This is a genomic window from Methylobacterium sp. Leaf91, from assembly GCF_001422815.1.
Taxonomy (GTDB): domain Bacteria; phylum Pseudomonadota; class Alphaproteobacteria; order Rhizobiales; family Beijerinckiaceae; genus Methylobacterium.
On the sequence record NZ_LMMP01000008.1, the window covers coordinates 99,190 to 125,247 of the forward strand.

The 26,058-nt window shown below is 65.4% G+C and carries 47 protein-coding genes and 1 tRNA gene; 31 read left to right on the top strand and 17 right to left on the bottom strand.

Annotated features, from left to right (window positions below):
• Together ASF32_RS08750 and ASF32_RS08755 are read left to right on the top strand one after the other, a co-directional pair.
• Positions 1–903: an alpha/beta hydrolase gene (locus tag ASF32_RS08750; protein WP_056426491.1), complete on the top strand. Its 903-nt coding sequence runs from the start codon at positions 1–3 to the stop codon at positions 901–903.
• Positions 904–916: 13 nt separating this feature from the next.
• Positions 917–1,651: a helix-turn-helix transcriptional regulator gene (locus tag ASF32_RS08755; protein WP_056426494.1), complete on the top strand. Its 735-nt coding sequence runs from the start codon at positions 917–919 to the stop codon at positions 1,649–1,651.
• A 274-nt stretch (positions 1,652–1,925) separates the two neighbouring features.
• Here ASF32_RS08755 and ASF32_RS08760 read toward each other — a convergent pair whose 3' ends face one another.
• Positions 1,926–3,086 (bottom strand): PepSY-associated TM helix domain-containing protein, encoded by a 1,161-nt coding sequence (locus ASF32_RS08760; protein ID WP_056426497.1) that lies wholly within the window; start codon positions 3,084–3,086, stop codon positions 1,926–1,928.
• Between the two features lie 378 nt (positions 3,087–3,464).
• Positions 3,465–4,118: a lipoyl(octanoyl) transferase LipB gene (lipB, locus tag ASF32_RS08765; RefSeq protein WP_056426704.1), complete on the bottom strand. Its 654-nt coding sequence runs from the start codon at positions 4,116–4,118 to the stop codon at positions 3,465–3,467.
• A gap of 137 nt (positions 4,119–4,255) precedes the next feature.
• On the opposite strand from lipB, the gene ASF32_RS08770 reads away from it, so the two are divergent.
• Entirely contained in the window at positions 4,256–4,561 is a 306-nt protein-coding gene (locus ASF32_RS08770; RefSeq protein WP_056426499.1) for a FliM/FliN family flagellar motor switch protein, read from the top strand.
• Positions 4,562–4,676: 115 nt separating this feature from the next.
• Positions 4,677–4,761 (top strand) — tRNA-Leu (locus ASF32_RS08775).
• Between the two features lie 88 nt (positions 4,762–4,849).
• Here the strand turns inward: ASF32_RS08775 and ASF32_RS08780 are convergent.
• From ASF32_RS08780 to ASF32_RS08845, 15 genes are all read right to left on the bottom strand, one after another.
• The gene (locus ASF32_RS08780; RefSeq protein ID WP_244483610.1) at positions 4,850–5,863 is read right to left on the bottom strand and encodes a tyrosine-type recombinase/integrase; all 1,014 of its coding nucleotides are present in this window, start codon (positions 5,861–5,863) and stop codon (positions 4,850–4,852) included.
• Between the two features lie 10 nt (positions 5,864–5,873).
• Positions 5,874–6,119 (bottom strand): hypothetical protein, encoded by a 246-nt coding sequence (locus ASF32_RS08785; protein WP_056426505.1) that lies wholly within the window; start codon positions 6,117–6,119, stop codon positions 5,874–5,876.
• On the bottom strand, positions 6,116–6,397 hold the full coding sequence (locus ASF32_RS08790) for a hypothetical protein (protein WP_156467734.1): 282 nt from the start codon (positions 6,395–6,397) through the stop codon (positions 6,116–6,118). The genes ASF32_RS08785 and ASF32_RS08790 overlap by 4 nt, the downstream gene beginning before the upstream one ends.
• A gap of 5 nt (positions 6,398–6,402) precedes the next feature.
• Positions 6,403–6,810, bottom strand: a complete 408-nt coding sequence (locus ASF32_RS08795; RefSeq protein ID WP_056426513.1) for a hypothetical protein — start codon at positions 6,808–6,810, stop codon at positions 6,403–6,405.
• The gene (locus ASF32_RS08800) at positions 6,810–7,787 is read right to left on the bottom strand and encodes an AAA family ATPase (RefSeq protein ID WP_056426516.1); all 978 of its coding nucleotides are present in this window, start codon (positions 7,785–7,787) and stop codon (positions 6,810–6,812) included. The genes ASF32_RS08795 and ASF32_RS08800 overlap by 1 nt, the downstream gene beginning before the upstream one ends.
• Positions 7,784–8,758 (bottom strand): PD-(D/E)XK nuclease family protein, encoded by a 975-nt coding sequence (locus ASF32_RS08805; protein WP_056426519.1) that lies wholly within the window; start codon positions 8,756–8,758, stop codon positions 7,784–7,786. The genes ASF32_RS08800 and ASF32_RS08805 overlap by 4 nt, the downstream gene beginning before the upstream one ends.
• A gap of 5 nt (positions 8,759–8,763) precedes the next feature.
• Complete coding sequence (locus tag ASF32_RS08810; RefSeq protein WP_056426522.1) at positions 8,764–9,066, bottom strand: hypothetical protein; 303 nt, start codon at positions 9,064–9,066, stop codon at positions 8,764–8,766.
• Positions 9,063–9,224: a hypothetical protein gene (locus tag ASF32_RS25220; RefSeq protein ID WP_156467735.1), complete on the bottom strand. Its 162-nt coding sequence runs from the start codon at positions 9,222–9,224 to the stop codon at positions 9,063–9,065. Before ASF32_RS25220 ends, ASF32_RS08810 begins: the two co-directional genes overlap by 4 nt.
• Positions 9,221–9,448 carry a hypothetical protein gene (locus ASF32_RS08815; protein WP_056426526.1) on the bottom strand — a complete coding sequence of 76 codons (228 nt, stop codon included), beginning with the start codon at positions 9,446–9,448 and terminating at the stop codon, positions 9,221–9,223. Before ASF32_RS08815 ends, ASF32_RS25220 begins: the two co-directional genes overlap by 4 nt.
• Before the next feature lie 66 nt (positions 9,449–9,514).
• Complete coding sequence (locus ASF32_RS08820) at positions 9,515–9,961, bottom strand: hypothetical protein (protein WP_056426532.1); 447 nt, start codon at positions 9,959–9,961, stop codon at positions 9,515–9,517.
• 62 nt (positions 9,962–10,023) lie between these two features.
• Positions 10,024–10,371 carry a hypothetical protein gene (locus ASF32_RS08825; protein WP_056426535.1) on the bottom strand — a complete coding sequence of 116 codons (348 nt, stop codon included), beginning with the start codon at positions 10,369–10,371 and terminating at the stop codon, positions 10,024–10,026.
• Positions 10,371–10,556, bottom strand: coding sequence for a hypothetical protein (locus tag ASF32_RS08830; RefSeq protein ID WP_056426538.1), 186 nt, complete (start codon positions 10,554–10,556; stop codon positions 10,371–10,373). The genes ASF32_RS08825 and ASF32_RS08830 overlap by 1 nt, the downstream gene beginning before the upstream one ends.
• Positions 10,556–10,900 carry a hypothetical protein gene (locus ASF32_RS08835; RefSeq protein WP_056426542.1) on the bottom strand — a complete coding sequence of 115 codons (345 nt, stop codon included), beginning with the start codon at positions 10,898–10,900 and terminating at the stop codon, positions 10,556–10,558. The genes ASF32_RS08830 and ASF32_RS08835 overlap by 1 nt, the downstream gene beginning before the upstream one ends.
• Positions 10,901–11,104: 204 nt before the next feature.
• Complete coding sequence (locus ASF32_RS08840; protein WP_156467736.1) at positions 11,105–11,419, bottom strand: hypothetical protein; 315 nt, start codon at positions 11,417–11,419, stop codon at positions 11,105–11,107.
• 2 nt (positions 11,420–11,421) lie between these two features.
• Positions 11,422–12,114, bottom strand: coding sequence for a helix-turn-helix transcriptional regulator (locus ASF32_RS08845; RefSeq protein WP_056426549.1), 693 nt, complete (start codon positions 12,112–12,114; stop codon positions 11,422–11,424).
• 71 nt (positions 12,115–12,185) lie between these two features.
• Here ASF32_RS08845 and ASF32_RS08850 point away from each other — a divergent pair, with 71 nt between their 5' ends.
• The 27 genes from ASF32_RS08850 (at position 12,186) to ASF32_RS08965 (ending at position 26,005) form a co-directional block, all read left to right on the top strand.
• A complete protein-coding gene (locus ASF32_RS08850; RefSeq protein WP_244483611.1) occupies positions 12,186–12,428 on the top strand; it encodes a helix-turn-helix transcriptional regulator in 243 nt (80 codons plus the stop codon).
• On the top strand, positions 12,428–12,910 hold the full coding sequence (locus ASF32_RS08855) for a hypothetical protein (RefSeq protein WP_056426553.1): 483 nt from the start codon (positions 12,428–12,430) through the stop codon (positions 12,908–12,910). Before ASF32_RS08850 ends, ASF32_RS08855 begins: the two co-directional genes overlap by 1 nt.
• Before the next feature lies 1 nt (position 12,911).
• Entirely contained in the window at positions 12,912–13,091 is a 180-nt protein-coding gene (locus tag ASF32_RS08860; protein ID WP_056426555.1) for a hypothetical protein, read from the top strand.
• 601 nt (positions 13,092–13,692) lie between these two features.
• Complete coding sequence (locus ASF32_RS08865) at positions 13,693–14,175, top strand: hypothetical protein (protein WP_156467737.1); 483 nt, start codon at positions 13,693–13,695, stop codon at positions 14,173–14,175.
• A 26-nt stretch (positions 14,176–14,201) separates the two neighbouring features.
• Entirely contained in the window at positions 14,202–14,864 is a 663-nt protein-coding gene (locus tag ASF32_RS24435; protein ID WP_244483612.1) for a Gp49 family protein, read from the top strand.
• A 99-nt stretch (positions 14,865–14,963) separates the two neighbouring features.
• On the top strand, positions 14,964–15,506 hold the full coding sequence (locus ASF32_RS08880) for a hypothetical protein (protein ID WP_156467738.1): 543 nt from the start codon (positions 14,964–14,966) through the stop codon (positions 15,504–15,506).
• Between the two features lie 6 nt (positions 15,507–15,512).
• On the top strand, positions 15,513–15,995 hold the full coding sequence (locus ASF32_RS08885) for a RusA family crossover junction endodeoxyribonuclease (protein ID WP_082490391.1): 483 nt from the start codon (positions 15,513–15,515) through the stop codon (positions 15,993–15,995).
• A complete protein-coding gene (locus tag ASF32_RS08890) occupies positions 15,992–16,279 on the top strand; it encodes a hypothetical protein (protein WP_056426565.1) in 288 nt (95 codons plus the stop codon). The genes ASF32_RS08885 and ASF32_RS08890 overlap by 4 nt, the downstream gene beginning before the upstream one ends.
• Entirely contained in the window at positions 16,276–16,950 is a 675-nt protein-coding gene (locus ASF32_RS08895) for a hypothetical protein (protein WP_056426568.1), read from the top strand. The genes ASF32_RS08890 and ASF32_RS08895 overlap by 4 nt, the downstream gene beginning before the upstream one ends.
• Positions 16,951–16,955: 5 nt before the next feature.
• Positions 16,956–17,216 (top strand): hypothetical protein, encoded by a 261-nt coding sequence (locus ASF32_RS08900; RefSeq protein WP_056426571.1) that lies wholly within the window; start codon positions 16,956–16,958, stop codon positions 17,214–17,216.
• Positions 17,213–17,806, top strand: a complete 594-nt coding sequence (locus ASF32_RS08905) for a hypothetical protein (protein ID WP_082490392.1) — start codon at positions 17,213–17,215, stop codon at positions 17,804–17,806. Before ASF32_RS08900 ends, ASF32_RS08905 begins: the two co-directional genes overlap by 4 nt.
• The gene (locus ASF32_RS08910; RefSeq protein WP_056426576.1) at positions 17,803–19,236 is read left to right on the top strand and encodes a primase-helicase family protein; all 1,434 of its coding nucleotides are present in this window, start codon (positions 17,803–17,805) and stop codon (positions 19,234–19,236) included. Before ASF32_RS08905 ends, ASF32_RS08910 begins: the two co-directional genes overlap by 4 nt.
• 299 nt (positions 19,237–19,535) lie before the next feature.
• Positions 19,536–19,916 carry a hypothetical protein gene (locus tag ASF32_RS08915; RefSeq protein WP_162239895.1) on the top strand — a complete coding sequence of 127 codons (381 nt, stop codon included), beginning with the start codon at positions 19,536–19,538 and terminating at the stop codon, positions 19,914–19,916.
• Complete coding sequence (locus ASF32_RS08920; protein ID WP_056426583.1) at positions 19,916–20,242, top strand: hypothetical protein; 327 nt, start codon at positions 19,916–19,918, stop codon at positions 20,240–20,242. The genes ASF32_RS08915 and ASF32_RS08920 overlap by 1 nt, the downstream gene beginning before the upstream one ends.
• 155 nt (positions 20,243–20,397) lie before the next feature.
• On the top strand, positions 20,398–20,640 hold the full coding sequence (locus ASF32_RS08925) for a hypothetical protein (RefSeq protein WP_056426586.1): 243 nt from the start codon (positions 20,398–20,400) through the stop codon (positions 20,638–20,640).
• A 92-nt stretch (positions 20,641–20,732) separates the two neighbouring features.
• Positions 20,733–21,479 carry a hypothetical protein gene (locus ASF32_RS08930; protein ID WP_056426587.1) on the top strand — a complete coding sequence of 249 codons (747 nt, stop codon included), beginning with the start codon at positions 20,733–20,735 and terminating at the stop codon, positions 21,477–21,479.
• 401 nt (positions 21,480–21,880) lie between these two features.
• Positions 21,881–22,246 carry a helix-turn-helix transcriptional regulator gene (locus tag ASF32_RS24440; protein ID WP_244483613.1) on the top strand — a complete coding sequence of 122 codons (366 nt, stop codon included), beginning with the start codon at positions 21,881–21,883 and terminating at the stop codon, positions 22,244–22,246.
• The gene (locus tag ASF32_RS25225; protein ID WP_156467739.1) at positions 22,243–22,809 is read left to right on the top strand and encodes a permease prefix domain 2-containing transporter; all 567 of its coding nucleotides are present in this window, start codon (positions 22,243–22,245) and stop codon (positions 22,807–22,809) included. Before ASF32_RS24440 ends, ASF32_RS25225 begins: the two co-directional genes overlap by 4 nt.
• Positions 22,810–23,246: 437 nt before the next feature.
• The gene (locus tag ASF32_RS08935) at positions 23,247–23,534 is read left to right on the top strand and encodes a hypothetical protein (protein ID WP_056426590.1); all 288 of its coding nucleotides are present in this window, start codon (positions 23,247–23,249) and stop codon (positions 23,532–23,534) included.
• Between the two features lie 95 nt (positions 23,535–23,629).
• Positions 23,630–24,490 carry a recombinase family protein gene (locus tag ASF32_RS08940; RefSeq protein WP_056426593.1) on the top strand — a complete coding sequence of 287 codons (861 nt, stop codon included), beginning with the start codon at positions 23,630–23,632 and terminating at the stop codon, positions 24,488–24,490.
• Positions 24,487–24,669, top strand: a complete 183-nt coding sequence (locus ASF32_RS08945) for a hypothetical protein (RefSeq protein ID WP_056426595.1) — start codon at positions 24,487–24,489, stop codon at positions 24,667–24,669. Before ASF32_RS08940 ends, ASF32_RS08945 begins: the two co-directional genes overlap by 4 nt.
• Positions 24,669–24,875, top strand: coding sequence for a hypothetical protein (locus ASF32_RS08950; protein WP_056426598.1), 207 nt, complete (start codon positions 24,669–24,671; stop codon positions 24,873–24,875). Before ASF32_RS08945 ends, ASF32_RS08950 begins: the two co-directional genes overlap by 1 nt.
• Positions 24,872–25,102, top strand: a complete 231-nt coding sequence (locus ASF32_RS08955) for a hypothetical protein (protein WP_056426601.1) — start codon at positions 24,872–24,874, stop codon at positions 25,100–25,102. The genes ASF32_RS08950 and ASF32_RS08955 overlap by 4 nt, the downstream gene beginning before the upstream one ends.
• On the top strand, positions 25,099–25,230 hold the full coding sequence (locus tag ASF32_RS26840; protein WP_280136551.1) for a hypothetical protein: 132 nt from the start codon (positions 25,099–25,101) through the stop codon (positions 25,228–25,230). The genes ASF32_RS08955 and ASF32_RS26840 overlap by 4 nt, the downstream gene beginning before the upstream one ends.
• Positions 25,208–25,369: a hypothetical protein gene (locus tag ASF32_RS25230; protein ID WP_156467740.1), complete on the top strand. Its 162-nt coding sequence runs from the start codon at positions 25,208–25,210 to the stop codon at positions 25,367–25,369. The genes ASF32_RS26840 and ASF32_RS25230 overlap by 23 nt, the downstream gene beginning before the upstream one ends.
• A gap of 112 nt (positions 25,370–25,481) precedes the next feature.
• On the top strand, positions 25,482–25,805 hold the full coding sequence (locus ASF32_RS08960; RefSeq protein WP_056426604.1) for a hypothetical protein: 324 nt from the start codon (positions 25,482–25,484) through the stop codon (positions 25,803–25,805).
• Entirely contained in the window at positions 25,802–26,005 is a 204-nt protein-coding gene (locus tag ASF32_RS08965; protein ID WP_056426609.1) for a hypothetical protein, read from the top strand. Before ASF32_RS08960 ends, ASF32_RS08965 begins: the two co-directional genes overlap by 4 nt.
• Positions 26,006–26,058: the final 53 nt, after the last annotated feature.

A 26,058-nucleotide genomic window follows, 5' to 3' on the forward strand; every position in this document is an offset into this window, starting at 1 on the left:
ATGCGTCGCGATGTCGAGTTTCGTTCCGAAGGCCGTAACTTGCGCGGCTGGCTCTACGAACCAGAAGGCGAGGCGCAGAGCCATCCCTGCATTGTCATGGCGCACGGCCTGTCAGGGGTGAAGGAGCAATACCTCGACCACTACGCGGAGGTTTTCGCTGCCGCTGGTCTCGGCGCGCTGGTGTACGATCACGCCAACTTCGGTTCCAGCGACGGGCTGCCCCGGCAGGAAGCCGATCCTGTCCTGCAGCGACGCGGATATCGCGATGCGATCAGCTTTGCCGAGACCCAGGCTTGGGTCGATCCCGCCCGCATCGGCCTATGGGGGACAAGTTACAGCGGAGGCCATGTGCTGGAGGTTGCTGCCCTCGATCGGCGCGTCCGCTGTGTCGTCAGTCAAGTGCCGACGATAAGCGGCTACCGCTCAGCACTTCGACGCACGCGTGCTGATCTCGTGCCGGCGTTGCTCTCCCGGCTCGACGCAGATCGTGCCACGCGTTTCAGGGGTGAGGAGCCTGCGACCTTCCCGGCCGTCTCGAACGATCCGCATGAAGGGTGTGCGATGGCCGGCAGCGACGCCTATGTCTTCTTCACCGAGACCCGAGATTTTGCGCCAACTTGGCGTAACACACTCACCCTCCGCAGCGCTGAACTGGCGCGCGAGAACGAACCCGCCATCCATATCGCCCGTATCAGCCCCACCCCACTCTTGATGATCGTAGCCGACCAAGACCTGTTGACGGCCACGGAACTCTGCCTGGAAGCTTACCAGCGGGCGCTCCCACCCAAGCATCTGATGTTGCTCGCCGGAGGCCATTTCGATCCCTATGTCAAGCTCTTCGAGCAAACCAGTACTGCCGCTCGTGACTGGTTCCGTACTCATCTCGTCGATGGCCACGCGTGACGAGCCGTCAGCGATGTCCCTCCACGCCATTGCGCGCGACTATGTGGATGGCTCGGTCGTCGGCGAGCATTGCCATGTCGGCGGGCAGCTTATTCATGCCACCGCCGGCGTCATGCAGATCCGGGCGGCTCAGCGCCTGTGGCTCGTCCCGCCTCGGCGAGCCCTCTGGATCCCGCCGCGCCTGGCGCATGCACTCCGAGCACGGGGAGACGTGTCGCTCCGGACGCTCTACATCGAAACCGCTTGCGCCCAGCGGCTCTTGGGCGATGTGCCTCGCGGCTTCGTGGTCCCAACGCTGGTACGGGAGTTGATCCTGCGCATGCTCGATCCATGCGCCGCAAGCGATGGAGAACGTATTGGCCGCCTGACCGCCGTGCTGGTCGATGAACTCGCCGATCTCGACCCGGAAGGTGTCGCCCTCTCGATGCCCTCAGACCCCCGCCTAGCGCGCGTTTGTGCCGGCATACTGGCCCGGCCTGGAGAAGAGCACCGGATCGACGAGTTGGCGCGTCGCGCCGGCGCATCAGTTCGGACTCTGAGACGCCTCGCTCATCATGAACTCGGCTGTCCCCTCTCGACGTGGCGTCAGCAAGCCCGGATTCTCTCGGCAGTGCCGATGCTGATTGCTGGAGAGTCCGTGACTGGGACTGCCCAAGCCCTCGGCTATGAAACCACCGGTGCTTTTGCAGCCATGTTTCGACGATTCGTAGGGATGTCGCCGCGCGAGTACTCTACGTCTTGCGGATGATATGCCCATTGTTTGATTGCGGAAGTCGTCATCAAGTCTACTTTTTCTGCTGTTTGACTGATTGCGGACTGGCCTAAATCCCTCAGCCCAGTCGTAGTCATCGTCCGCCCAGCTGCCGCGAAGCGGACCTTCCCGATGCCTGCCAAGGGTCGTGAACAGACGGAGTGAGCCGTCAGATCGGGACCGCCGGAGGAGATCGTTACTCGGGGGCTGGCCTGGATCGCCGGGTGTTGGGCGCACCGCTGACTGAGGAGCATCATGGGCGGACGCCCGATCAGGCGCGGATCGTCCCCGCGCCGGCAGGGGCTGCCGCCATCAGCCTGCGGCGGCGGGCGCCGCGGCGGAGGACGTAGAGGGTGAGGCCGGTCGCCGCGAAGAGCGGCATCGCCAGGGAGGCGGCGAAGAACAGGAAGGCGACGAACCCGCCGAAGAAGCGGCCGCGATGCACTTCGAGCATGTTCTCGGCCATCTGCCGGCCGAGGGGCTTGTCGGCAAAGCGGGTCTGCGAGAGGCGGGCGCCGGTGGCGGGGTCGAAGGTCGCCTCGTCGCGGGCTTTCGGCAGGTCCGACGCGGTGGCGAGGAATCGGATGCGGATCGCCGCCTGTTCCGGCCCCGGCAGCGCGATGAGGGCCATGTGCGCGCCCGCGCCCTCCCCGGCGCTGAACGTCGCCCAGGCGGTATCGAGGGCCGAGCCGGTGGTCTGAGGCGGCGCGCCGGGGCCGCGTGCCGCCCGAGGGGCGCGGGTCTCACCGGTGAGGAGCCAGGTCGCGGCGTTCCTGTAGCTGTCGAAGGACCACCACAGCCCGGTCAGGGCGATGGCGGCGTAGAAGGGCACGAGCCAGGTCCCCGCGATGGTGTGGAGCGACCACCAGCGCGGCCGTCCGGGCCGTTTGAGGGAGGGTTTCAGCCAGATCTTCCACGTATGGAGTTTGGGCCAGCGCAGGTAGAGCCCGGTGGCCAGGAAGACCAGGAGGGCGATGGCGCAGATGCCGGTGATGCTGCGGCCCCAGCCCTTGCCGTCGCCCGGAAGCAGCAGCCAGCGATGCAGCTTGCGGATGGTGGCGAACGTGTCTTCGAGGCGCATCTCCCCGAGGGTCCGACCGTCGACGGGGTCGAGATAGAGGGTCGGCGGCCGCGCGCCCATGGCCGGGTCGTTGGCGAACCGGATGCGCGGGCTCCGCTCGGGATCGCCCCAGAGGGCCAGGGAGCTCACCACCCTCCCCGGCTGCTGCGCTTCGACCCGCGCCTTGAGGGCGGCGGGCGAGAGGCGGGGCGCATCGCTCGCGGTGACGAAGGCGCGGTCGGCATTCGCCCATTCCGTCAGCGCCTCTTCATAGCTCAGCAGCGCGCCCGTCACGCCCACGAGGGCCAGGACGAGCCCCGCCGTGAGGCCGAGCAGCCAATGCAGGCGGAACAGAACGGTGCGGGTCGTCATATGCGCTCGCCTACCAGAATAACCCTGCGGTCCCGATTGCCCGGAACGGATCTCCCGCCGTAACGTCGAGATATGTGCCGACTATGCGCGCCCTCGGGGAAGTGCAGTGCTGCGTGAGACAGACCATCTCTCTGTCGAACGACGATAAGTGCCGAACTACGAATGCGAAGCCGGGTGTGTCAATTGTTCAATGGCGGATGGATGAATCTCATCGAATAGATTGGAATGACTATAAACCGCTATGGCGGAATAATGTTTACTTATTCAGATTTGTGCCTTCGAGATAGACATGGAATATTGATATATAATTCCAATTTATAGGTCTACTCTTTCGTGCCGAAGCGATGACGCGCCGCCATATCCGTCCGGCGCCAGCCTTCATTCGTCCTGTGTCTCGCCGAAAATCTCTTCGAACGCCGCGCGCAGGGCCATGTCCAGTTCGGGCAGGGTGACGATCTGGCCGAGATCGACGAGGCTGGTCACGCCGTGGCCGGAGATGCCGCAGGGCACGATGCCGGAGAAATGCGATAGGTCGGGTTCCACGTTCAGGCTGATGCCGTGGAAACTCACCCAGCGGCGCACCCGGATGCCGATCGCCGCGATCTTGTCCTCCACCCCCTCCCCCTTGTCGGGGCGGCGCACCCAGACGCCGACGCGCTCCTCGCGCCGTTCGCCACGCACGTTGAAGGCGTCGAGCGTGGCGATGATCCAGGCCTCCAGGGCGGAGACGTAGGCGCGCAGGTCCGGCCTGCGCCGGTTGAGATCGAGCATCACATAGGCCACCCGCTGGCCCGGCCCGTGATAGGTGTACTGGCCGCCCCGCCCGGTGGCATGGACCGGGAACCGGTCCGGCTCGACGAGGTCCCCGGTCTTCGCCGAGGTTCCGGCGGTGTAAAGCGGCGGGTGTTCGAGCAGCCAGACCATCTCCGGTGCCTCCCCGCCGGCGATCCGCCCCGCATGCGCTTCCATCGCGGCCACCGCCTCCTCGTAGGGGACGGGAGTGTCGCTGATCCGCCACAGGACCGGGCGCATGCCGGAACGCGGCCGAAAATCGACCGTCGAGACGGAGAGACGGTCTTTGCCGGCGGGTTCGTTTACCAAGGCTTCACCATATCTCAGGAACACTCCGGCATGGCAGGCCCGGTGCGGGCCGACGGAGTTCGTGGCGCGTGGCAGTTCTCGAAGACCTCAAGGTCGATCTCTCGGTGGTGCTCGGGCGCAGCCACATGCCGCTCCATATGCTGCTGCGCATGGGCCGCGGCGCCGTGATCGAACTCGAATCCACGGAAACCGATATGGTCGAGATTCTCGCCAACGACCACCCGATCGCGCGCGGTCAGATCGTCGTGACCGGAAACCGGATTTCGGTGGAGATCACCGAGCTCATCCGCAAGGCGGACGTGGTCCGCATTCCGGGCGTCACCATCGGCGATGGGGCGGTTCAGATCCTTGATGGACCGGTCGATCTCATCTGAGACGCATGACGGCGCTTGTCGTGGCAGATTCGATCTGTTATCCGCTGCGCCGCGCCACACGAAACGCCTCGCACCGCCCTCCGGCGGAGAGCGCGGCGGAACGGGTGGCACCGATGCGGCCATGGCGGAATTGGTAGACGCGCTAGCTTGAGGTGCTAGTCCTGCAAGGGGTGGAGGTTCGAGTCCTCTTGGCCGCACCAACTTGATTTTGTTGGTGTTTTCCCTGCGTTAGAGTGGTGTAGGCCTTCGGGCCGACCCATGTTTTGCAAAATCTTTTGCAAGCGATGTTCACTTAGCGTTTCTGCGGTGGGCGTTCAGCTTCACAATCGCGCTCTGCGCCAAGGCCCGCGTCCGGGCGAGATACAGCTCCAAAATCTTATTCACGGATGCCAGCGTGTGGCCGGTGATCGTCGCGATTTCCTGCGGCGTGCATCCGGCCTCCGACAGCATCGTGACGGCTGTTCCGCGCAGGTCGTGGAAGTGAAGGTCGTCGGTAATCCGCGTGAGCGTGAAGGCGGACTTCCACGCATTGTGAAAGGCGTTCTTCGTCCAGGGCGTGCCGTCGGGCTTCGTCAGTATGGTGATCGCACGACGCGGCGCGGCATCGAGGGCGACGCGCAGCGCCTCCGTGCACGGGATCCAGACCTTCCGGCCGCCCTTCCCCTGGCGCAGGCTGATCGCTTCTCCGTCATAGGCCGACCACGGCAGGCGGAGCAGGTCGCCTTGGCGCTGGCCGGTATGGAGCGCGAGCAGCAACGAAAGCTGCATCTCAGCGTTCGCCACCGCGTCGAAGGCAGCAACGTGATTCGGTAGCCAGATGAGCTCGGCCCGGCTGTTGCCGTAGGCCCGCTCGAACGTGGCGATCGGGTTATGGATCAGGTGCCCGCGATTGTAGCCCCACGAGAACACCCGGGCGAGGGCTGCAAGCTTGTTGTCGGCCGCGCGCGGCTGGGTCTCAGCGAGCTGGTCGTGCCATTTCAGGAAGAGTGCGCGGCTGCGGCGGTCGTCGACATGCTTAAGCAGCGTCGCCCCCCATTTGGCCTCGACGGCATTGAGATTGAACCGTCCGATCGTCCGCGTCGATTCGGCGAGCTTCTTCCACTGCTGCGAGTCGCAGTACTGGCGGATCAGCCACGACACGGTGCCGGCGCTTCGCTCCTGCGCAACAGCCCTGCCCGCTTCCTCGAATGACGCCAGGAACTCGGCCGAGCCGGGCTCGCCAGTGATGCGCTTCCCGCTGGCTCGGTGGTAGTAATATTTCGACGTGGAGCCGTCGGCCGCCGTGTGGGTGACCGTGTTCACACCCTTGAGCTTAACCCGCATGGCTCGCCGCCCACTCCTCGAAGGATTGGTCGGCACTGTCGAGAAGGCCGGACCGGCGATCAAGGGCTCTGTCGATTGCTTTTCGATCCCAGCGGTTCGTCCCCTGGATCGGAGGCGGCACGATACCCTTCCGAACCCAGCTGTCGAATGCCGCGACGGTCTCGCAGCCGACGTACTCGGCCGCCTGGTCGCGTGTGAGCCCGCGCGGGGAGAGACCGATCGGAAGCGTGGTCAATCCGCCCTCCCCTCTGCGATGCTCGGCACCCTCTTCACCCGGTATCCGGTGATCTGCTCGGCCCAAGCAATGGCACCTTCAAGCGTCGACCCTGGCCCACGCCGGACAATCTCGCCTTCCGGCGTGATCGCGTTGGCGTACCAGGGACCGTTGTCGGAAAATGCCTCCACGGTGGCGACGGCACCGCCGCCGACGTAGAGAGCGTCACGCATCGTGTGCCCTTCGGCTTGCGGCCAGGGGTGCCAGCCGTCAGGCTTCGGGTCAGTGTCTGCGCTCATGCCCGTCATGCTGCGGCTCCGATGTCGAGCGCGTCGGCCGGGGCGAGCGGCACCCACTGGATCAGCACGCCCCGGAAGTCGGTGACGGCGGAATGTTGGGCGCGCCAGAACGCCACCATCTCGTCCCACGACCGGAAGCCATCACGGATCGCAAAGGCATCGAGGTCCCGAGCCGTGCGGGCCCAATTGTCGTTCGCGAAGACGAGGTGAGCTTGCACGTCGATCCGGCAGGGGGAGACGGCGATGCAGGGTACCCGCGCGATGAGCCGGCACTGCCGCGTCCGCATCCCGGTGTAGAGCTGCAGCTCCTCGCCCGGCCGCGCTTGGCGCTTCCGGTCGGCGCGGATCGTCTGCGCCTTCGTGCCGGCCAGGATCGGCGGGCCAAACTGCTTCTTGAAGCTGTAGGCGACCATCACGCGGCCTCGCTCTGGTCGCCGGGGAAGCTCTCGTCCGGATCGTCGAGGCCGTAATCGCCGGCGTCGCGGGCATCGGCGGCCGCAGCAGTCTCGTCGAGTTCGGGCTCGATCTCCTCAAGCGCTTGGCGCGCCTTCGGTGGCAGGTCCGCCTTCCACGCATTGAGCGCGAACGAGCCCTCGTCGGCCTTGGCGCGCCCATCGGCGAACAGGGCGTCCTTGCCGCGCCGTGGAGCGGCGGGTTGCGGCGGCGCGGCCTGCTGCTGGTGCTCGCCACGCGCCCACGCTGCCAGGGCGGCGCCGTGGTGCTCGTTAATCAGGTCGCCGTCGCGCAGGATCTCGCGATGCGCCCCTTCCATCTTCCACGACTTCGGGTCTGACAGGTCGATGTAACCCTTCCGATCGCTTTCCAGGCGGAACGCGACCGTCATCTCGAAGGGAAATTGCTTGTTGGTGATCGACTTGAACACCTTCGTATTCGGAGGGACGAAGGTTTCCTCGCCCCGGATCGAGAAGATGATCGGGATGCGGCGCTGCAGGAGCGAATAGACCATGGCCTTGTGAGCCATCTTCGGCTTGATCCAGGACGTGCCCTTGGTGCTGTCCTTGTTGCCCATCCGCTGATGCTCGGCCGCCTGCCAATCGAGGACGCCGCCGAGGCCAACCCACTCCATCGAGAAGCTGTCGATCACCAGGGCGTCATAGCGGGCGGTCTCGGCCGCAAGCGCGGCCTGGGCGAACCGATCCGGCGTGAACGGCGGCTCCATGATGTTGGCGTCGAAGGCGAACGCCTCCTTAAGGTGGAGCGTCCGGCCGCCCTCGGTATCGAGGACCGCGATCTTGCCGGCCGGACCAGCGATGCCGCGGGCAAGGCGCAGGGCTGAGAACGTCTTGCCGCTGTTGGTGCCGCCGGTGAGGGACACGAACAGGCCGACCCGTTCCTTGAAGCTGACGGCGGGGGAGAACGCGAACGTCACGCTGCATCTCCATAGTCGAGAGGACGCTGATGGCTGGTCGCGAGGTCGTATGAAACGTCGGCGAGCTGCGGGTCTGACTCCTCGCGCTCGGTCCAGCGGTTGGCCGCCCAAGTCGGGTATTCGACGCGGACGATCTCAGTCGGGTAGCCGGCCCACTCGTCCCGCTTCAGCGACTTGGTCCAGCGCGAGATGGCGGCGGCAGCCTTGCGGGCGCCGATGCCCATGCCCACCGAATCCGCCTCCGCGACGGACAGGCCGTGCGGCTCGTCGTTCTCGATGAAGACCCAGCGGAAGCGGACGCGACCGGCGAGGCGCGGGAACAGCGTCTCCATGACGTGGACGTAGAAGGCGGCTTGCACCTCCATGCCCATCTGCTCGACCCGGCGGCCGAGACCCTGCGGCGCGGCCGAAACGTCGCCCGTCTTCACGTCCCAGATCGTGATACCGTGCGGGGTGATCTCGACCTTGTCCATCATGATCCGGAGCCACGTGCCGGACTTGTCCTGGACGATGGCGACGACCTCGGCCTCGGCGCTGGGGAATCCCTCGCAGCCGGGGATGCAGGCGAGGCGCTCGCCGAACCGCTTGGCCAGGCGCTCGGCCTTCTCGCAGTCGGGGCGCAGGATCGGCGCCTCGCCGTTGAGGTAGGCCGCAGCGCGCTCGGCCTTGGCGTCCTTCGTCCGGTAATCGTCAGAATCGATCACGACGATGTCGGCGCCCTGCCCGAGGATCAGCTTGTGGGAGACGCTGCCGATCTCCATCGTGCGGGTCGGGTCGCGCTCGTCCTCCGGCTGCTTGCCGAGGCGCGGGTGCGCGGCCCATGCATGTTCGGGGCTGTGCGTGATGAACAGCTTGGCGATCGACGACGACAGGCTCGGCGCCGGTGCCGGGTCCGCGTGATAGACCTTTGCCTCCATCCGGTAGAGGCCGGGCCCGGGCACCAGGCCCTCGGTGTGCTCGATGATCTGCATGGTGGTTACTCCGCGGCTTTCGGATAGGGGCGGTCGGTCGCCTTGGCGGCCCTGATGTGCTGGGGATCGAGCGGGGCCTCGACGGGCGGACGCGAAAAGCCAAAGGCACCGCTCAGCGCGAGCGCGGCGGCCTCGGCCATGTCCATCGGTTCGGCTGGATCGCCGACTGCTGGGATGACGAAGAAACGGGGCCGGCCATGCCGATCGACGATCTTCGGGTTTGATGCTGTCCGGACGGCCACGAACGGACCGTCGCCGGCAAGGCTGCTGAGGATCTCGGACAGATCAGGGCTTCGGTTCGCGCTCATCGGGGGCAATCCATCCAGTCGCGGAGGCGCAGAACGGCGCGGACCGTGTGAGGGTGAAGGGCGCAGAGGAGGTCGTCGGCGATCTCCACGAAGGCGCCGACGATCCAAAGGGTGGCGAGCGTCGGCAGACCGACCGCGAGGCGGATGGCGCGGCTCATGACCAGTTCGCCCCCAGCCAGACCGACCCGACGCCGGCCGCGCCCATGAGCAACAGACCGAAGATCATCAGGGTGAGCGCCGTGGCGTCCGTCTTGCCGTCGTGGCGAAGGCCACGCTTCACGGCCCGGCGCATGTCGGCGAAGAGGATCGGCATGAAGGCGACCGCGACGGTGGTCACGATGCCCGCGATACCAAGAGCGGTGAGGATGGGTGCGGCCGACATGGCGGGCCTTGCGAGGTTCGGGCTAAAAGGTGCGGGCCGCCCGCTGCGAGCGGCCCGCGGGGCGGCTCAAGCAGCGGAGGCGGGAACCTCGGCGTCAGGCTGGGGCTGCTCGGGAGCCACGTACGGCTCGAACATCCAGCTCTCGACCCAATGCGGAAGGATCTCGCCGTGGCCGCAGTCGCACATCCGGGCGATACGCATGTCGTAGCGGGCGCCGAAATCGTGCGAGCCGGGTACGTTCTTGTCGCTCGGCGTCAGGTCGAAGTCGGGCTCCAGATTGATCGTAAGGACGATTGCTGGCTGACCGGCATTCTTCAGCGTGCTGTCGGCTCGTGGCGTGACGAGGTCGCCACGCTTGAACGGGATCGGCGCAGCGTAGCGCATGGCCGCCCCCTTCAAAGCCGCGACAGACTCTTCCAAGGTCGGATTCGGCTTGGTCTCGCCTGTTTGGATCGTGGCGTTCGGATCAGCGACCGATGCCAGAATTTCGAGCAGATTGACGCCTCGGGACATGGGTTTTCGCTTTCGGTTGGGGCCGTAGCCCTCGGGGGTGGAGACGTGCGGGCGAGCGCCGGTCAGGCGGCTTCGCGCAGGGCGGGAGCGGGGGATTTCGCGGCAGCTTCGAGCGCGTCAGCGAGGGCGCGGAACTGAGCAGCGAGCTCGGTCATCTCGCGGGTTCGGATCGCATCTGCCGCCATCGGACCGGCCTTCGGCAGGTGGCGAACGATGCGGCTCACGGCGGTGCTTGCAGCGCTGTGAGCGTGGGTCGCCTGATCGAGGGCGGCCATGGTCATCCCGAGGGAGATGCCTTCCTGCCGGGCGTCGAAGCCGGCGTTGAAGACATCCTGCGAGGTGAAGGTCTCGCGGTCGACGATGAGCCCGGAGATTCCGGTATCGGCGAGGGTGCGGGGAGCGACCGACATCACGAAGCCCTCCCATTGGAAAGCGCGGCCCTGCCGGCGTCCGTGATGACCGGCTTCGAGCGTGGTCCGTGGCCGATGACGCGGATCAGGGCGGCCCGCTGCAGGGCCGCATATTTCTGCCGTGGGGCTCGGCGACCTTCGGCGATGGCGCGAAGTGCAGCGAGAGTGGTGATGTGCTGAACCATCACGCGGCCTCGCGGGAGGCGATGGCCGTGGCGAGATGACCGGTGACGACGGGCTCGAACCAGACGCGACCGAAGTGCTCCATGCGGCGCATCTCGATGGTGGACGTCGGCTCGTTCGCGACGGCCCAGAACGCGCGGTCCTGGGCGATCTTCTTCCGCATCGGCGCGATGGCGGCGCGGAGGAAGGCTGCGCGGTCGGGATAGGCGGCGATCCGGCCGGTGCGGATCAGGTCGGCAGTGAGGCGAACCTCGCGGCGGGCCTGGGCGAGGACGATCCGGAACTTGATCGAACCGTCCTGGCGGAGGTTCGGCAGCTCGCGGCGGAGGGGAGTGTGGCGGGTCACGTTCTGGCTCCATCACCGTGGGGCGGTGGAGAGAGAATGTCACCAGTCCGGTGACACGTCAAGCAGTAGTCACCATATCGGTGACAAAAAATGCAGCTTAGCTTTGCTTTGGCCCTGTGGATGACACCATTTTGGGAGCCTAAAATAAGAAAGGCCCCGCATGAAACGGGGCCTTCGTGAAGCGTTCTGAAAGCGAGGGGAACCCTAGCCCAACTCTCGTCCGTCTGTATCATAGACCGGTTCGCGCGGGCCGATCATCAACGCTTTGCCAAAGGCTTTTCGAGCACCTTCGGCGTCCGCGTCCATCATGGACTGAGCGATTTCTGCAAACATCTCGACGGTGAACTCTACCTGGAAGAGACACTCGTCAACGCTCTTGGGCGACGTTGTTGTTGTGATCTGAACGGCCCGATCACCAGCGTCCACAAAAGCACCAGACCCTAGAATGGCGAGATAGGTGCCGTTTATGGTGCGCCATTCTTTCTCGGCAGGTGTTCTAGCCCGAAATCGGATCGGCACCGCTACACCGAAGCCCTGCGCTGCCGCTGAGAGGGCTTCTTGAGCTGCTCACGAACCTGCGCCTTACGCTCTAGGATGCGCCACTCGTCGGCCGGGATAATCGCGGCGATGCGCGCTGCCCAGACGACCTCAACGTCGCGCATCAGCTTCGCGTTAAAGCTCTCCAGATCATACAGGCCGGGCTTAGATCCGGCATGCACGGTCTTCAGCATGCGACCATGCTCTTTCGTGCCAACCGCCAGTTCTCGGCCGAGGAGGCTGTCGACATTGGGGGTGTGCGCTCTGCAGATTACGACGGTATCGGGCCGGTAAACTGGCATCATGGACTCGCCGACAACCTGATAGGCGACAGTCGCGCCTTCGACCTTCACAGCAATCTCGATTTCGTATTCGACGCCTGGCTCATCTTGATTGCTGGACACGTCGATCATTCCGCCTCCCACGATCCGGCCACCTAGCGGTATGCGGGACGTTTCTTCTGAACTGACGAGCAGGAGTGCTGCCGCCGTCGTTTGAAGTATGGGCGCGACCTGCTCCGCTACGTCTCTCGGAAGCTCTCGCTCGCCCTTCGACCAGCGCGAAATGTTCTGACGGTTGGTATCGATCAGGCGAGCTAATTCGGCCGCGCTCATGCCGGCTCGCTCAAGGGCCTCAGCAAGGCCATTTGGGTATTTCTGTTCCACGGCGATCAACATGTCGCCGAAATGGCAACAGCGATACGCACCATATTGGTGACGCTCGCTTGACGCGTCACCAAGATGGTGACATGTTCGCCGCCATGAAGCTCGCAGACTTTCTCGCCCAGGAAGAGATCTCTGACTCCGCCTTTGCGGATCGGATTGGCGTCTCTCGGCAAGCGCTCTGGCGCTACAAGTCGGGCGACCGGCGCCCGGAGTGGGACGTTCTCGAGCGGATCGCTCATGAAACGGGTGGCCGGGTCACGCCGAACGATTTCCTGCCGGTACCTGCCCCGGCCCAGCCTGTCCCCGAAATGCGGGGGACGGTTTGATGCGCGTGATCCTCGCCCCCCTCACCCGCTGGCTGGATCGTCGGATCGACGCGCAGATCGCGGCCGATCACGAGGCGCGCGAGATTGAAACGCGCACCTTCATGGAGCGCATCCATGCCGCGCGCGGCGAACGGACATCCTCGCTTCATCTGGCCGGGCGTGTCGCCGCTGCGTCTGCACAGTGTCACCAGGCCGATCCGTCCAAGCACGGACGCTCCTTCGAGCGCGTTGTCTTCGGGGAAGAAGTCTCGACGATTGGGCTGCTGGACCCCACCCCGCCGGTCGGAACGTCGTTTCTCGATGTCGTGGTCGCCGAGAACGGAGCGATCCTGATGTCGGGCGGCGCACCGCTGCCCGACAATCACGTGCGGCACGGGCCGGTGATGCGGATAAGCGCGGACGGTGCCCGTGCGATCGCAGCCGCTCTCGTGCGCGCGGCCGACATCCAGGCTGCGGACGGTTTGCATCCGGAGTGGCGCTAACATGACCGCGCTCGTCCTCACCATCTGCGGGGCGGTCTTCACCATCGACGCGGTGATGATCGCCAGCCTGTCCAGCAACCGCGTGAGCGGTGATCCTGCAGCCATGCGCACCGGCGCGGCGTTCGCGGGCGTGTTCCTCGCAGCCGGGGCCGTGTGCCTCATCGCGGCGAGGTTCGCATGAACGCCTCGCATAGAAATTCGCCCCTCGGGGCGTCCACAGGTGGAGTGACGGCGAGCGCTGCCGCGCCGACCACGCAAACGGGAATAAGCAGCGCCGGAGACGTGCCTCCGCTTGTCGGTCCCTGGGTGTCCAGGCTCGCGACGGTGCCAATGCACGTGACAGTCGGGAGAGACCGGCCGCAATCGAACGCCGGATACGCGAACCCGACCCGCCGTGAGGCCAACGGGAAAGATACAGGCGTGACTTTGCAGGGTGGAGAGCAACCCCGCACCCTTCCCCATCGCGCGGGATGTCGCCCCGCGATCGCGTCCGGCGTCACCTTGTTTTGCGTTCCGACCGCCGGACGCGTCCCCTTCCGAGATCACGGCGGTTGCAGGCGCAAGCCTCCCGCTCGTGAGCGTGCCGACCGGACCATCACAAGGCCTCCGGTCGGCACGTCCCCTTTCGTCTTGCTCGATCGCCCATGCCGCCAAGCTGTCGATCGCGCCTGTGTGCTGCGTATCCCGTCCACCCTCCCGCACCAATCAGCCTCCGTTGCTTCGATCATCTTGAAGCACAGGGGTCTGACCAGATGCGGACAAAGCAAGAAGGCGTTCGGTCGATGATGACGGCTGAACAGGAACTCGGCCTCGTCAGGCCGAACATCGTCGCGGCGGTCGAGGCGCTCCAGTCTCGCGGCATGTCGCGAATGGACGCGTACCAGGCGCTCGGCTCGATGCTGGGCAAGTCGCAGACCTGGGTGCGCAAGGTGATCGGACGCCAGCCCGATGCCGCGATTTACCTGCGCGACGCCCTCAACATCCGCACCGCCTACGAGCGGCTCTGCGCGCGGATCGAGGCGGCGGCCGACGCCGCCGAGACCAACAACAACGCTCTTCGGGAGGAACTCCATGCGGCTCTTTCGGGCGCTGCGGCGCCTCTGTCGGGAACGGATCGAAACGCCCTCGCTGCGAGCCCGGCTGCGCGAGGCCCGGCCCGACGAGAAGCCCCCCGCGCACTGGTTCGCTCGGCTGTGGGCAAGGGTGCTCGGCCGTCGCTGGGCGTGAACGACCTGCCGCTGTGGCGGGCAATCGAGGGAGAGTGAACATGGCCCAATTCACGAAGAAGCCGGTGACGATCGAGGCCTTCCAATGGACCGGCGGGCCGGACCAGCTCGAAGACCCGGTCTGGATCTGTGAGGCGATCCGTGACCGCAGCGTCGTCTTCGAGGACGCGGGGACCGACGGCATCACGATGCGCGTCAGTACCTTGGAAGGCGTCATGCTCGCTCGCCCCGGCGACTGGATCATTCGCGGCGTCGAGGGCGAAATCTACCCCTGCAAGGATTCGGTGTTCCAGGCGAGCTATGTCGTGGCATCCCGGCCGGCCGACTCCGCCGGCGCCCCTGCTCTATCGCTTGCCGAGGCCGAGGCCGCGCTCGAAACCCAGACTGCGCCGCGGATTACGCAGGACGGCATCACCGCAAAGATCGCGAGCACCGAATACTTCCGGTCGCGCACCCTGACGATCTGTGTGGTCACGATGAGCAACGGCTTCCACTTGCTCGGAACGTCGGCCTGTGCATCGCCGGAGAATTTCGACCAGGCCATCGGCGAGCGCTACGCCTACCAGGACGCATTCCGTCAGATCTGGCCGCTCGAAGGCTACCTGCTCCGCGAGCGCTTGGCTGCATCGGCTGCCGAACAGCACGGCCAGGATGATGCTGTCGAAGCTCCCCGCGTCCCCCGCGTCGGCGCGCAGGACACCCGCTCGCGCGGTGAGCCGCGCCCGTAGGCCTTCCCCTTCCCCAAAACCAAACCGCCCGGACCCCCTCCGTCACAGCAAGGGTCCAGGCGGCAGAAATCGGGCGTGGTGCCCGTGTGGAGAGAGACGATGCAAGCCACAGCCAATACTGTTTTGCAAGCCGAGACCATGTCGGGCGACTTGCGCGATGCTCTGTTGACCCATGTTCGGTCAATGGAAACGCCTTGGTCGAAGCTGTCGGAGCGCCAGCAGGCCGACAAGATCGACGCTATCAACCGCTCGGCGGAAACCCTGGTCCGTAAGGCGGTGAGCCTCGTCGCGAACCAGGGCTTCCCGCACCTGTCGATCCGCCTCGGCAAGTGGAGCGTCAACGGCGAGATGAAGCTCGAGGTGAGCGGCGCCGGGTCCGTCGACAACATCACCAAGCTAGCTGAGCATGGCGCCGGCGAGGCCATCCTCGTGCTGACGGAGGTCGGCGATTACTTCGGCCAGCGTCAGGCTGCGACGGCGGAGCCGGATCAACCCGGGCTGCCGATCGACGGTGATGGCAAGGGTGAAGGCGAAGGGGATGGTGAGCCTCTCGGGGAAGCCGATCGCGAGTTCACGCGAGAGGACGTCCCGCAGGCCTCGCGAAGCCGCCGCCGTACCGCCCGCGAAACCGAAGCGGCGTGAATCGCTATGGCCTCGCCCGTCACCATCCGACTGTCCGGCCTGCCTGTTGGCAAAGGCCGCCCACGCTTCGCTAAGGCGTCTGGCCACGCCTTCACGCCTGCTCGCACGCGCTCTTACGAGAGCGCGTTGCGCCTGGCCGGACAGGATGTGATGGGCGAGGCCGCCCCCATGGAAGGCCCCCTCGCCGTCGCCGTCATCGCGGTGTTCCCGGTGCCGGCGAGCTGGCCGAAAAAGCGCCGCGCCGCTGCCCTCGCCGGTGAGGTCTGGCCGACGATCATGCCGGACGCGGACAACCTGCTGAAGGTGCTCGACGCCTTTAACGAGGTCGTCTGGCGCGACGACAAGCAGATCGCGAAGGCCGCGATCGAGAAGCGCTACGGTGCAAAGCCCGAGCTGGTGATCCGCATCGAGGAGCTGACGGGCGGCTCGGCCTCTCCGCTGCTCGTCCTGCCGGCGCCGACGCTCCTGCTCGAAGGCGAGGCGGCATGAACTGCTACGCCGCCCGCCCCTCCGAACTCCCCGAAGGTGCCCAACGCATCGTCGCGTGGTGCCTCGCCGGCTGGACGCTCGTCGCCGAACCGGCCCAGCGCGGTCGCCGGTACCGGCTCGACCCGCCGCCCCAGCCCCGCCCCGGCCAAGCCCCTGCGCCGGGCAAGGTCATCACGCCCAAGGCTGCCGAGATCGCGATCGCCAGCCGCTTCCTCGTGGGGCGCGGGGACGGGCTGTTCGGCGACGCGACGGCTCAGTCCTGGATCGCACGGGGGCAGGCATGATTCCGTTCGGCAGCACTGCAGTCATGTCGAGCCGCCGCGAGCCGCCGAACAGTCTCGACTTCTTTCCGACCCCGCCATGGGCAACCCGGGCGCTGCTGCGTCACGTCCTGCCGGCTGTCGTCGACGGCCTGCACATCTGCTCGGCCTGGGACCCATGCTGCGGCGAAGGCCACATGGCGGAGGTCCTGCGCGAGAACATCGCGCTCGTGAAGGCCAGCGACGTCTTCGATTACGGGAAGGGCTATCTCGTCGCCGACTTCCTCGACAATGACACCAAGATCCTGCCGCCCTGCGACCTGATCGCGATGAACCCGCCCTTCAATGCGGCTCTCGCTTTTGCCGAGAAGGCGTTCACGCAGGCGACGGTCGTGGCGATGCTGCTGCGGACGGCCTGGATCGAGGGCGAGGACCGTTACGCCCGCCTGTTCCGTGATCGCCCGCCAACCGTATTCGCCCCCTTCGTCGAGCGCGTCGCCATGCTGCGCGGACGCTGGGAGCCGTTGGCCTCGTCCGCCACATCCTACGCTTGGTTCATCTGGGTCCAGGGAGCGCAGCCACGCGCGCCACTCTGGATACCTCCGGGCTGCAAGCGCTCGCTGACGCGGCCGGATGATGTCGCCCGCTTCGGCGCGGCCGTAGCTGCTCCGCTGCTCGAACTGGTCGGGGAGTAGGCGCGATGGATCACCGCGAACCCTTCCGCCTCCCCGATCGCGACCAGCTCCACAACGCTGCGGTGGCGCTCGGCTACGACGCCGATGCCGCCGCGCAGGACGCCGAGGCGCTCGACCGGCTTCCGCAGGGCAGCGGCGCGCACCGCCGCGCGAAGGCCCTGCGCGACCGCTTGGCCGCCGAGACGCTCGGACTGCTGGCCGGGCTCGATAGCCGGACGCTTGAAGCCCTCCGGTTTGGCCTCGACCCGCACGGATTCCGCCGATGACGGCGCCTCGGACCCGTTCGCCCGATCTGGAACTCGCACACTGGCGCGGTCGTCCGCTGCGTGATGTCGACTTCGATGGCCTGCGCGCTCGCGGGGTGCCGGGCCCGTGCGTGAACTGGCGGCGTGGAGAGTTCGACCCAATGCTGCGCCATGCCGTGGTTTTCCGGCGCGGGAGCCGATTTGAGTTCGCGCGCGACCTCCAGGGAGAGGACGTGGAGCCCGTTGCGGCCTTCACCTTGCTCGCCTGCGACTTGCTCGGCGCCCTGCTCGACATCGTGGCTTGGCATCCCCGAACCGGCCGGCTGGCGACCTGGCTGGGACGGACCGGCCTCCTGGGTCTCGACGATCCATGCCCTGCGACCCGCGAGGATCCGCTGCGCGTATTCGCCGACGTCAGCGCATGGCTCGCCGCTGGCCGCCGCGGTGTGGTCGTGGTGGATGAGCGGCTCGCCCGTCCGGTCCTGCTCGATACCGCTGCCATCCAGGCGATGGATATCGCTCAGGCAGAGGCCATCGAAGCAATGCTTCGTCAGGTTCGCCTACCGTCGATCCTTGTACCTGCGTTCCCGCACGAGAGGGCCGCCGCATGACGGCGCTGGTGAATTTCCGCAAGGCCCGGAAGGACGTCGAGCGCACCAGCTCGCCCGAGCCTGATCCAGGCGGTTACGAGCTCGAGGCGATGAACCGCGAGTATGCGTTCGTCCTGATCGGGTCGAAGGCCATCGTGGTCCGCGAGAACGCGGATGCACCTATGGAGCAGCGCATCCGCTACCTCACGCTGGATTCCTTCCGACAGTGGTCCCTGAATCGCTTCACGGAGATGCGCGACCACGATGGGAAGGTGAAAACCGTCACCTGGGCGAAGCGCTGGCTCGGAAGTAGGGGGCGCCGGCAGTACGATGGTGTCGAGTTCCATCCGGATGCGCATCCCGAGCCCGAGCTCGCAGGCGGCACGCCCGGATACTTCAACCTCTGGCGCGGTTGGTCCTGCCAACCACGGGCGGGCGGATCATACTCGACCTTCCGCGACCACCTGCTGACGAACGTGTGCGGGGGCGACCCGTACCTGTTCCTCTGGGTCTTCGCCTACTTCGCACACATCATCCAGCGCCCGCGTGAACGGCTTGGAGTGGCGCTGGTGATGCGTGGCGGTCAGGGGAGCGGCAAGACGAAGGTGGGCGAGGTGTTCGGTTCTCTGATCCCTGCGCACTACTTCCTCGTCGACAGCGAGCGCTACCTCACGGGCAACTTTAACGCCCACATGGCGAGCTGCCTGCTCCTGCAGGCGGACGAAGCCGTCTGGGCCGGCGACAAGCAGGCCGAGGGGCGGCTTAAGGGCCTCATTACCTCGACCGAGCAGATGGTCGAATCCAAGGGCATCGATCCGATCCGGCTCAAGAATTACGTCCGGGTCATCATGACCTCGAACGAGGATTGGGTCGTCCCGGCCGGTAAGGATGAGCGCCGGTTCTGCGTGCTCGATGTCGGCGCCGGGAGCGCGCAGAACTCGGGCTACTTCGCGGAGATCGACCAGCAGCTCGCCGATGGTGGGCGCGAGGCGCTCCTCGCCGACCTCCTCGCTTTCGATCTGTCGAAGGTGGATCTGCGCCACATCCCGCGCACGGCCGCGCTCCTGGAGCAGAAGATCCATTCGCTCGACCCTGTCGACGGCTGGTGGCTCGACCGGCTGATGGCGGGGTCACCAACCCGCAAGGTCTCGGTCTGGCCTACCGAGATATGGACCGACCTTCTGCGGGATGACTACTTCGAGTCCTCCGACAGGATCGGTGTACGGCGCAAGAGCGCAGAGACCGTACTCGGCGCCAGGCTCAAGAAGCTCGTGCCGATGCTCCACCGGGTCAAACGGTACTGGAACACACCGGAGGGCGAGCGCCGGGTCTGGTGCTACGCGCTGCCCTCCCTGCTGGAATGCCGGAAGTCGTTCGAGAAGGCTGTCGGCCAGAGCATCGCGTGGGATGACCCCGACGACGCGCCTGAGTTGCCGCATCTCGACGAATGAAGTGTCCCACCTGTCCCACCTATGTTTTGAGGTGGGACACCTGCAAGTATCTGATATTATTGACGTTGCCCCACCTGCCCCACCTGTCCCACCTATTTCCTCGCGTACGCGCGAGAAATGCTCAACGGCTTCGGACCACGTTGCGATGAAATTACTCTATCTCTTCAAAAAGGTGGGACAGGTAGGACAGGTGGGGCACTGCTAACAAAAACAAGCACTTATCGCGCCCCACCTGTAAAACGAAGGTGGGACAGGTGGGACACAGGAGAAACGACGTGCAAAAGACCCATACCGTGAGGATGCCGCAGACTGTCATCCCTGCCCATGAGGGCTTCAGGGTGGCTACATTCTACTTCGACGGCACCATTACCGACACGACGTTGCCCGTTGATCTGGGGGTGATGTACGAGCCGATCATTGGTTGGGTCGTTGCTCCGACTTTTGAACACACGGAAGGCTCCTCGATCCCGGAGATCGTGGATTCCAATGTCGAGCCTCTCCTCCTTGACGGGAAGCGGCAGGACGGGAGCTTCATCGTCGACCCGCACGGGGTCTGGCACGCTCCGTACGATCGCGTAATCGATAGCGAGTCGGAAGCCCGTCGCTATTGGCTGAGCAACGCTCGCCGGCGGAATGGCGGCACGGTCGGCACCGCTGCCAGCGAGGAGAAGCGGAGCTAATGCTCGCGCGTCCCGAAGGCCCAGATCCGCCCCGGCAGTACCCCACGACCCTCGTCCGCCTCTGGCTCGTCGCCGCCTGGGCCGGGCACAGCGAGGCGGACGCACAGGCCGGCCCGAAGCCCGGCGACATCCGGGTCCAGCGCTGGCCCGAGGTCCATGTCGCCGACTGGCGGATGAAGGCGCAGCTGAAGGCCTGGCTCAATGCGCAGGTCGGACGCGAGCCCAGCTTCCGCGAGGCCTGCCGGATCAACGGCTGGAACAGGGACAGCGCCATGCGGGGTGTCGACATGGCGGTCGAGCTGATATCGATCGGTCTCAGCGCCTAGTTGGAAGAACCTGCACTTGGCGCTTGCAACCCAAGTGTTTGCGCGCTGGCGATGAAGGGCGCACTTAGACCTATCGCTGGCTTCGATCCCTTGGCAGCCAGTGCCCGAGAGATGCGTGTGCTCCCGCCTTCCCCTCTGGCGCGTGGAGTGCACCTATGGCCCGCTACTTCTTCGACGTTCACGACGGTGGTCTACATCAATTCGATGAGCAAGGCTCCGAGTTCGCCACCCTGGACGAGGTACGCCAGCAGGCGATGCGATTGCTCCCCGATGTCGCACGAGACCACGCGAAGCCCGAAGGCGAGCGGCTCGCCTTCACTGTTGTAGTGAGCGATGAGGACCACCGCCCGGTCTATTCGGCGACACTGTCGCTTGTCGGTGTCTGGCTGATCCGCTGAAGCCTACCTGCAAGCGCGACGTTTCCGTTATGTTTCTTCCATTGACATTCGTGCCAACGCTCGCGGACTCACGAAAACGTTAGCGCGCCACTGTGTTCGCGCTCGAACCCTGGGGCACCACCGTGACCGCGTCGGCCAAGCAGTCGTCCAGCACCACCCGTAAGACCGCGACCCGCGTGGCGCCGTCGACGCGGCGCAACAAGAACATCCGCCTCGCCCCGATTACCGCTCGGGACGTCGAGGTCGTCGAGGGCAAGGGCACGTTCCGCGATCCCTACGACGCCAGCACCTTCGTGACGACGACCGTCAATCGCCGCGTCGACGTCCTCGCCGCTGAACGCTCCGCCAAGCGCATCACGGAAGCGCAGTTCCAGGTCGGCCGCATGCTGCAGGCCATGTGGGAGAAGCAACTTGGCGTCCGGTCCGGAGGCACCTGGGACAGCACGATGTCCAGCACCGGCCCCGGCTCGCAGGTCGTCTCCCACGCCTTCACCATCGAAGACATCCGGATGCTCAGCCGCATCGAGACCGCGAAGGCGGTCAAGGTCATGAACGAGCGCGCAGCCCGCGTGATCGGTGACAGCGGCGTGCGATTCCTCCGCGCCATCCTCGCCGAGGGGCAAAGCTTCTCCGGCTACGTCATCGCTCGCGGGCGTGCTCCCAGCGAGAAGGCCTCCACCGACATCGCCAAGCGGTTCCGCTGGCTCCTCGACGAGCTGACGGAGGCGCAGCACACCGCTCGCGCGCCGGCCGCAGCAATACGGATCGATGAGTTCGCGGACATGGCAGGCGGGATGCCAGAGCGTCTCAAGGCTTTGCCGCCACAGCGGAGCATATAAGCGCTGTTGCCCGGCAGCGAAATGGCAGGGGTGGGCTCGAGCTCCGAGATCCCGCTCTGCGGCTCGACCTCTCGATAGCCCCTTCCTCATCCTCAGGCTGACGATGCATGTCGCTGCTGCTTAAATATGCGCCGTCTTTCGCGTACTTTGGCAGACCACTTATTTCTGAACGGGACGACAGTTTTCCGCGGATCTGCGGCTTCTTGGCGTTCACCCTCGGCAAAGCCGTGTTGGGATATGGCTCGCCCCTTCATCTGAAGGTCGAAGGCTATCCCCGTCGACGCTGCTGAGAAGGGAAGACTTCGCGGAAGCCGAGATGCTCTTCAAGTCGCTTTAACCGCTTCCTCGACCCTCTCACGTTCTTCCCTGCCGCCCCTCTTGCGGATGGTGTCGAAATCCATATGTTCAATGCAATTGAAGATATGGAGAAGCCGATGGCTCGCGATCCGGATGATCTAAGCACCCTCGAACAGCGTATCCTTCTTGCCCTGATCCGACTCCAGCCAAATGGTTACGGAGTAGCAATCCAAGACGAGATTGCTGAACGGGCCGGCAAAACGGTGTCGTTCGGTTCGATCTACGCTTCCCTAGACCGGCTTGAAGAGCGTGGTTTCGTCAACTCAAGGGAAGGCGAGGCTACTCCGGAAAGAGGGGGGCGCAAAAAGGTGTATTTTACTGTTTCAGGATTAGGACGCAGGGCTTTAGACAGCTCCCTAAATGCAACTGACAGTCTTCGCGTTGGTATCTTTGAGGGGGCATTGTCGTGATAGAAGATAAAGAATGGCATACGTTTGACGGAACCGAAACTAGAGCGGATCTATTATGTAAAAAATATCTGTTAAATATCAATTGCTCGGAAATCGAACTTCAAAATTTTGCGCTGCTGATCGGAGAAGCGCAGGATGTCGGTCCGGTTTGTGTAGCTTTCATGGACGAATATGGCTATGCAGTTCTAGCTAAAGAAAATGAGCTTGCAGAATTGGTTCGGTCTGCTCGAACAGCGAAGGCAGTGAAGCCTGATGCTGACGACACCGAAATGAAAAACATCATCTCCAATTCTGATTCCCTGGAAGTTGGTATTCAAGCACCAATACGCGTGTCTCCTCCATATCTGGCGGAAATGCTAAGTCGTTTGGTGACCAAGCCGAAGCTGAGGGACCGTGTGCTGGGAAGCCGTGCGGAAAAGTTTCACGAAAACGTGGCTGATCGAGGTGTCAAAACTGCAAACCATATTTACTGGATTGATACCTTGGGCTCTTGTGGACCTTCCCTCGCAAGACTGGTTCAGTGGACAATTGCCGGAGACATAATCCACCGTCTTTTCCGGTAGCGACCTCTTTCGTTTGTCTCGATGTCGCTTGACCCGACGGGCAATTCGTTGCAGAAACGCACCGTCCCGAGACGCACGCCCGCAGCCGCAAGGCCCGCGGGCGTTCTCGTTTCCAGACCCTCATCCCCCCTGGCTTAGGCCCACTGCTCTCGTCGCACGGGCGTGGATTACCGAAGCCAACCTTGCGAGACGAGCCACCGCCGGGCGACGCCGACGGAAGGGCACATGCCTGGGCCGACCACGCGGCCCGGCGGAAGTCGCACCACGTGAATGGGCCGGCCATAGTGGTTCCGGGCTGAAACGGAACCGATCGCCTCTCCGGGGTGACAAGCGAGGTGGAAAGCCTCGCACCCTCTTTCAGTCCCGCGAACCGGCTCAACAGCTTAGGCGTTGAGGCCGAAGACGTGCGCGGACAAATCTGCCATGATCGGAACCCGATGACGACGGATCGCGAGAAAGCCGAGCGGGTCGCCGACCTTCTCCGCCAAGCCGACCGCCTCCGGGTTCCGGGGCATCGGTACACCGTCGAGCAGTGCATGCAGGCGCAGGACGAGATCCGCGCCGGTCTGCGTCGTCTCTATCGCGATATGTTCGGGACCGAAATACCGCGCGAGACCGCTCCACGCCGTCCGGTTCTCGGCTCTTTCCAGGCCGGGGCCCTGCCCGGCTCCCGTACCGTCGTCGCGTTTCGCGGCCGGGCGAAACGGGTTGCGGCGAGCGCCTAAAACGTCGGATTTCCGAATTACCAAGACAATTCGGAATTTATGTGTGCGGCTCGTCGACTGAGCCGAAATAAGCGAGCAATTAGAGGGCCTTGGCTATGTTGTCGGGGTCCAAGCGCACGTCTCGCATCAAGGCCAGAATAAAAACCCAAGAGGCCGCGAAGGCGGTCCTCTCCACCAAGGCGGTCGCCTACCTCCGGGTCTCGACGGACGAGCAGGCCACGAACGGTTTCGGCCTCGAGACGCAGGAACGCGCCCTCCGCGCCTTCGCCGAGAGCCAGGCTTACGAGCTGGTGGAGCTCATCACCGACGGCGGCGTGTCTGGCGCGACGAAGCCGACTGAACGCCCTGGGTTCAGTCGTGTGGTCGAGCTCGCCGAGGCCGGGGCCTTCTCCATCCTGCTGGTCTACAAGTTCGACCGGCTCGCCCGCGAAATCCGGTACGCGGTCACCACCGTGGCCGAGCTCGCCGAGCAGCATGACATTGGCATCCGGTCGGTCACCGAGCCGATCGACACGGCGACCCCGATGGGCCGCACGGTGTTCGCCATCCTCGCCGGCATGGCTGAGAGCGAGCGCTTCACGATCCGGGACCGGACCGCCGGCGGCAAGCTGTCCAAGGCGGGGCGGGGCGGGTTCGCCGGGGGGCGTGTCCCCTACGGCTACGAGGCGGACCGCGAGGGCGGCCTCCGGATCATTCCGGAGCAGGCGGCGGTGGTCCGGAGGATCTTCCGGGAGCGCGGCCCGTCCCGTCGGACGAAGCGCACCCTTCAAGCGATCGCGGACGGACTGAACGCCGACGGCATCGCATCACCCACGGGCAAAACCTGGAACGCCGGTGGCGTCGGGTACCTGCTCGACAATCCGAAATACCGCGGTGCCGTCGAATACCTGTTCTCGTGGACGGGCACCGAACAGCACGTCCTTCAGCCGGGCGCGCATGAAGCGATCTTCCCATGACGCAGCCCTATCGTATCGAACTCGCGTCGAGCGTCGACGCTGCGCCTCTGTTCGCCGCGCGCACCGGTACCCGCCTCGTCTGGACGCCGAAGCGCGACCAGGCCCTGACCTTCGGCGCCTCGGCGAAGGCCTGGGACTTCGTCGTCGCGCAGTCCCTCCCCGTCGTTCGGGTGCGCTGATGAGCCCCCGCGATTTCCTCGTCTGGCTCGATGGGTTCGCCCTCGGCGTCGAGGCCGGCCGTCCGACCCCGGCGCAGTGGGTCGACGTCTTCGCCACCCTCGCCACCGTCCAGCGTGACACGGACCGGCCGAGTGACCTGCAGATCACCTTCATCCCCGGCGGCGCGGTGCGCACCGACGAGTATCCCATGAGGACCGACGCATGACGCTCACCCCCGCCGCCGTCCTCGATCAGGTCGAGGAACTGCTCGCCAGCATGATCGGCAGGTCCGTGGTCACCGCCGAGCGCGCTGCGGTCGACTTCGAGGCCTACGCCAGCGTGGCCCCGACCGCGCTCCGCGAGCGCTTGGCCACCGTCATCGTCGACGAGATCCGCAACGCTTCCGACCGTGTCGAGCACCGCCGCGCAGCCATGCAGAGGTTCCGCCTGTGATCCTCCGCTTCCTCTGCGTGCTCCTGGCGCTGCTCTCCGGCTGCTCGGCCTGGAACGCGACGATCCATGCAGCCGAGATCGATCGCTTCATCCGGACAGGCGGTGATGCCCCTGTCGAGCAACCCTGAGGCTCCGCTCGTGCCCTACACCGCCCTGCTCCGCCGCCTGCTCGGCAAGCCCGATCCCCGCCCCGCCAAGCGCCCGGATTTCCCGCCCATGCGGGTCATCCGCCTCGGCCGCGAGCTGACCCGTGGTGAGGCTGCCTGATGCCCCGCCTCTGCGCCCTGCTCGTCCTCGCCGGCCTCGCCCTCTCCGCGATGCGTCCGCGTCCGCCCGCCCCGACCGCCTGGGGCTATCCGATCTCGTCGACGGTGCACTGATGTCCAACACCGCTGCGCCCTCGCCGCCGCCGGTCAACGACCTGTGGCGCATCCCGGCTATCGCTGCGATCGTCGGCGCCATCGTGCTGTGGGTGCATCTGTTCATCCCGAAGCCGGCGCATGCCGAGACCATCGGCTACCGCATCGAGGCCGAGGCCTGCCGCGGCGCTGTCTGCCGTCCGCTTACCGCCTCGTCGCGCATCTGGGGCGGCCTCTACGCTTGCCAGGGCCGGGCCGCGAACATCGCGCGCTTCGGCCTGCCCGGTGATCCGCGCGAGATCCGCGCCCGCTGCACCGCCATCGCCGGGATGCCGAGCGCATGACCGGATTCCTCGCCGTTGTCCTCGTCTGCGCCGCTGGTATCGCCGGCTCGGACTGCTCGCGCGACAACGCCCTCGACATGCTCGTCCAGCCCGTCGCGCAGGTCACGGAATGCGCGCAGGTCGGCCCGGTGCTGGCCACGCATCTGAGCCTGGGCCCGGGCGAGTTCTACAAGGTCGCCTGCGAGCGTCGGAAGGGCTGACGGATGTACTCCCAGACAATCGAGACGGTCTGCGGGAACCTCATCCGGCCCTA